This window comes from Streptomyces sp. NPDC037410, assembly GCF_055602235.1.
The window spans coordinates 1-5,008 of sequence record NZ_JBVJWR010000006.1 but is presented as its reverse complement, the minus strand read 5'-3'; the positions used below and the strand labels follow the sequence as shown (position 1 = coordinate 5,008).

The 5,008-nt window shown below is 72.4% G+C and carries 2 protein-coding genes; both read right to left on the bottom strand.

The features are described from left to right. Positions 1-125 precede the first annotated feature (125 nt). Positions 126-2,408: an FG-GAP repeat domain-containing protein gene (locus tag ACZ7HT_RS11395; protein WP_471163124.1), complete on the bottom strand. Its 2,283-nt coding sequence runs from the start codon at positions 2,406-2,408 to the stop codon at positions 126-128. An 89-nt stretch (positions 2,409-2,497) separates the two neighbouring features. Then, the gene (locus ACZ7HT_RS11390; protein ID WP_471163121.1) at positions 2,498-4,768 is read right to left on the bottom strand and encodes an FG-GAP repeat domain-containing protein; all 2,271 of its coding nucleotides are present in this window, start codon (positions 4,766-4,768) and stop codon (positions 2,498-2,500) included. Positions 4,769-5,008 lie beyond the last annotated feature (240 nt).

Here is a 5,008-nt window from a genome sequence, read left to right as displayed (position 1 = left end):
GGGCGCGGGGGGTAGGGGGGAACTCAACGTTTCCCCCCCCCCGCCCGCCCCCGCCCGCCCCCCCCCCCCCCCCCCCCCCCAGGACTCCCGAGGGTCGGAAATGGTTGTACGCGATCAGAAGATGATCAGAAGATCGCGTTGAACCGGGCCGCGTCCGCGTGGACGCCCGTGAAGGACGCCGGCTTGAACGGGGTCGTCGCGTTGCCCGTGCCCGCGTAGAGGCGGGAGCCGGAGGGGCCGGTCGCGTACAGGTCGTTGCGGCCGTCGCGGTCGACGTCGCCGGCACCGACGAGGGAGGTGTACGCGCCCCAGCCGGAGCCGATGCGGACGCGCGCCGAGAAGGTGCCCGCGCCCGTGCCCTGGTAGAGCCAGAGGATGCCCGCGGTGTCGCGGGCGACGAGGTCGCCGGAGGCGCTGCCCGCGATGTCGCCGACGGCGGTGATCTGGTTGTACGTGCCCCAGCCGCCGCCGACCCGGACGCGGGCCGCGTAGGGGGCCGCCCAGTTGCCGGTGCCCTTGTAGAGCCACAGGACGCCCGAGGTGTCGGTGGCCAGGAGGTCGGAGCGGCCGTCGCCGTTCAGGTCGCTGCCGCCGGTGATCTTGTTGTACGCGTTCCAGCCGGAGCCGATCCTCGTACGCGCCGCGAACGTGCCGTCGCCCTTGCCGAGGTACTGCCAGAGGATGCCGGAGGCGTCGCGGGCGACGAGGTCGGCGGCCGGGGCGCCCGCGATGTTGCCGACGGCCTCCAGCTGGTTGTAGATCTGCCAGCCGGTGCCGATCTGCACGCGCTCGTTCGAGTAGACCTCCTGCGAGGACGTCACCTTGACCGTGTCGTCGCGGAAGAGGCGGCCGGAGGAATCGCGGGCCAGGAGGTCCGCGCTGCCGTTGTTCGTGTAGTCGTGCAGGCCCGCCTTGCGCAGGATCTTGAACGTGCCCGTCTTCACCAGGTCGGGGCCGATGCCGTTGAGCGGCTTCGCCTTGAACTCCCAGGTGTAGTCGCCGCTCGGCGCGAAGCCGGCCACGCCGCCGAGGGCCGGGGCGAGCAGGCCGTTCCAGTGGAAGGTGACGACGCCGGTGTCGTGGATGGGGCCGTCGTAGCCGGACCAGGTCAGCTGCGTCGTCTTGCCGGTGGCGGTGTGCCGCAGGGTCACGGTGCCCTGGGCGTTGGGCCGGTTCAGGGCCCAGGAGAAGGTGGCGTTGCCGCCGCTCGCGTCGAGGTCGACCGTGGCCGGGACGCCCGGGGCCGAGGCGAAGGCGAGCTCCGTCTTCTTGCCGGCCGTCGAGACGAGCGTGGCCTCCGGGGTGCCGCCCGCGCCGGTCGCGATCCGGTAGACGCCCTCGCCGCCGCCCGTCAGCGAGCCGCCGCGCACGAGCTGCGAACCGTCGGGGGCCGAGGTCATGGAGTCGACGTGGTCGAGGAGCTTGACCGTGGCGGACGGGTTGCCGAGGGAGCGGGCGATCAGCGGGAACTGGGAGGAGGGGTACGCGGCGGTGCCGCCGCCCTTCTCGGTCGTCACGGCCCAGCCGCCCACGACGGCCGCGTCGAGCTGGGTGCCGGGGTAGGTGTCGCCCAGCGGGATCGTCGTCCGCTGTCCCTCCCCGATGCGCGGCACGGTCACCAGCTCGGCGGTGGTGTCCGTCGGCTTGGAGACCCAGGCGACCTGGGTGGCCGTCAGGTGGATGCCGTTCCGGGGCGGCCTGGTGCCGACGGGGACGGTCTGGGTGATCGTGCCGGTGGAGAGCTCGACGGTGGCGAGGAAGTACTCGGTCTCGGTGTTGAGGCCCGTCTGGTACTGGATCAGCGCCGTGTCGGGGGTGGTGGCCGCGACCCGCAGGTTGTGCGCCGCGACCGGCAGCGCCAGGTCGCGGGTGGTCGGCGAGGTCGACCAGTTGCCCGGGCGGGTCATGAGGAATGCGTCGAGCGCGTTCACGCGGTTGCGGTCGTAGTACGCCATGACCAGGGTCTCGCCGGCCACGCCCGCGAGGGAGTAGTTCCCGTCGCCGTACGTCAGACCGATCGGCGCGGCGTCCTGGTGGGCCATGTCGAGCAGCTCGTAGCGCGTCTCCGTCGGCTTGTGCGCCACGACGAAGTCCGAGCGCCCGCCGTCGTACACGTAGGCCGGGTCCAGGGCCTTCGTCGTGCCGTCGGCGAAGTTCGTCCAGTAGTACGTGTTCACGTAGGTGGAGCTGGTCCGGCGGGTGAGGTAGCCGGTGCTGCCCGTGCTGACGAGGTGGGCGTCGTCGGCGATGACGCCGACGGTGTCGGCGGCCCCGACCGGGGCCTGGACGGCCGCGGGGGCCGCCGTGGCCGGGGTGGTGGCGGTGAGGGCCGCGCCCGCCGTGACGGCGAGGACGGCGGTCACGGCGGCGGCGAGCCGGCGCCGGGACGCGGAGGTACGGGTGTGCACGTGGTCGGTCCTTCGTGAGGAGGGGGAAGGAACGGGGCGCGCCGTCGAAGGGCGCTCCCCGGTGCAGCGGGTCGTACGGGTCGGGAAGTTCAGGAGACGCTGTTGAACTTCGTGCCTTCGCCCGCGTACAGGTTGGTCGTCTGGCGGCTGAACGGCGCCGTGTACGAGCCCGTGGACTGGTAGACGTACGTGCCGCCCGCCCCGTACGCGATCAGGTCGGGGCGGCCGTCGTTGGTGACGTCGCCCGCGCCGACGAGCTGCGAGAAGGCACCCCAGCCGGAACCGATCCTGGTGCGGGCGGCGAAGGTGCCGTCGCCCCTGCCGAGGTACAGCCAGAGGACGCCCGCGGTGTCGCGGGCGACGAGGTCTCCGGCGGCGCCGCCGGCGATGTTGCCGGTGGCGGTGATCTGGTTGTAGGCGCCCCAGCCGCCGCCGACGCGGACGCGCGCGGCGAAGGGGGCGGTGGAGGAGCCGGTGCCCTTGTAGAGCCACAGGACGCCGGAGGCGTCGGTGGCGAGGAGGTCCGCGCGGCCGTCGTTGTTCAGGTCGGAGCCGCCGGTGAGCTGCTTGTAGCCGCCCCAGCCGCCGCCGATCCTCACGCGCGGGGCGAGGGTGCCGTCGCCCTTGCCGAGGTAGTGGTAGAGGGTGCCGGAGCCGTCCAGGGCGATGTAGTCGCCGTGGGAGGAGCCCGCGATGTCGCCGACGGCCTCGATCTGCTTGTAGGTCTGCCAGCCCGTGCCGATCTTCGTGCGGCGGGCGGTCTTGGCCTGGCCGCCGACCGGCCAGTCGAAGAGGTCGTCGCGCCACAGGGCGCCCGCGGAGTCCCGGGCGATGACGTCGGTCGAGCCGTTGTCGTTGAGGTCGTGCGCGTTGGCCTGGCGCTGGACCCGGAAGGTGCCGCCGGCGTGCGCGGGGGCGCCCAGACCGTCGTTCGACGTCGCGGTGACCGACCAGGCGTAGTCGCCGTTCGGCGCGCTGATGCCGTCCAGGACGCCGTCCCAGGTGTAGGTGAAGCGGCTGCCCGAGGAAGGCTGGGTCAGGCGCTTGGTGAGCTGCTTGCCGGTGCGTGTGTTCACCAGGTTCAGGTCCACGGTGGCGTCGGACCGGGACAGCGTCCACTCCATGGGGACGGTCGTGCCCGCCTTCTCCAGGTCGACCGAGGTGGGGACCTTGGACGCGGTCACCTGGACGCCCAGCGCCCGGCCGGTGCCCGCCGTGAGGGTCACGTCCGGGACGGCGCCGCCGGCCCCGCCCTGGATCCGGTAGAGCCCGTCGCCCTGGGCGCTGTAGCCGCGGACGAGCAGGGAGCCGTCCGGGGCGTGGGCCACGCTGGAGAAGTGGTCCAGGACCTTGTACGGCTGCGCCGCGGTGTCCGTGAGGCTGCGCGCGTAGAGCGGACGGGCGGTGGTGTCCGCGAGGGCCGTGCCCGGGGTGCCGTACAGGATCGTGTCCCCGACGATGCCCGCGACGACGGCACCGCTCAGCTCGCCGGTCAGCGGGATGTTCGCGCGGGTGTTCGTGCCGAGCAGGTGCGTCGAGATCTGGCGGTCGCCCCCGGTCGCCGTCGAGGTGGTGACGATCGCCTCCCACGTGGGGGTGAGGGCGCCCGTCGAAGCCTCGTCCCAGAAGCCGCCGGGGCTGTTGGTCCACTCCTGGGGGATGGCGCTCCCGGTGCTCACGGGGATCAGGGCGCGCACGGCGAACGGGCTCGGCCCGCCGACGCCGGTGTCGCGGAAGCCCTTGATGAGGGCGAGCACGACACGGCCGCCGCGGGCGTCCTTGCCCACCGCGACGATCTTGTGGTCGGTCTCGGTCCAGTCGAAGACGTCGTTGTTGACGGTGTTGGTGAGCTTCGTCTTGCGGACGACGCCGTTCGCGTTCTCCAGCTGCCAGAGCTCGCGGCCCTGGCCGCTCGCCGCGGCCGCGCTCACGTACAGGACGGGGCCGGCCGCGCCGACGAGGCGGGCGTCGGAGCCGACCAGACCGATGTTGAGGCTGACGTACGACGAGGTCGCCGGATTGTACGCGGTGAAGACGCTGCCGTCGCCCGTCAGCATGTAGTCGGAGGTCGAGTCGTAGGCGTTCGGCCCGGACAGCGGCGACACCGTGCCGTCGGTCTTGTGCCAGGTCAGCGCGGTGCTGCCGGTCTCGTCCGTGCAGCTCGTGACGGAGCCGTACGCACCGGTGGAGACGACCTCGTCGGCGACGGGCAGCAGGCCGGGTGCGGTCGGTGCGCACTGGCCCTCGGCGGTGGCGGCGGCGACGGCCGGGACGGTGACGAGCGTGCCGGTCACCGCGGTGACCGTGGACAGCGTGAGCAGCGCGGCGGCCAGCCGGCGCCCGGACATACGGTGCTGCAAGTAAACCCCCCAGGGAAAACGGGCACGGCGCCACGCCGTACCCGTTTTCAGACTCTTGATCGACTAGGGGGGTTGTACGCAAGTCGAAGGAATTTCCGGGCTGTTGTGCCGCCGGACAGGCCCTAGTGATCTGGTTTTGAGGTCGTGGGTCGCCACGTGAGGCGACCCCTGTTTCAGATTGCGGTGTTCGCCTGCGGCCGGTCGCGCGTTCGCGCTGTCCTGTGGGCATGGGCGATACCC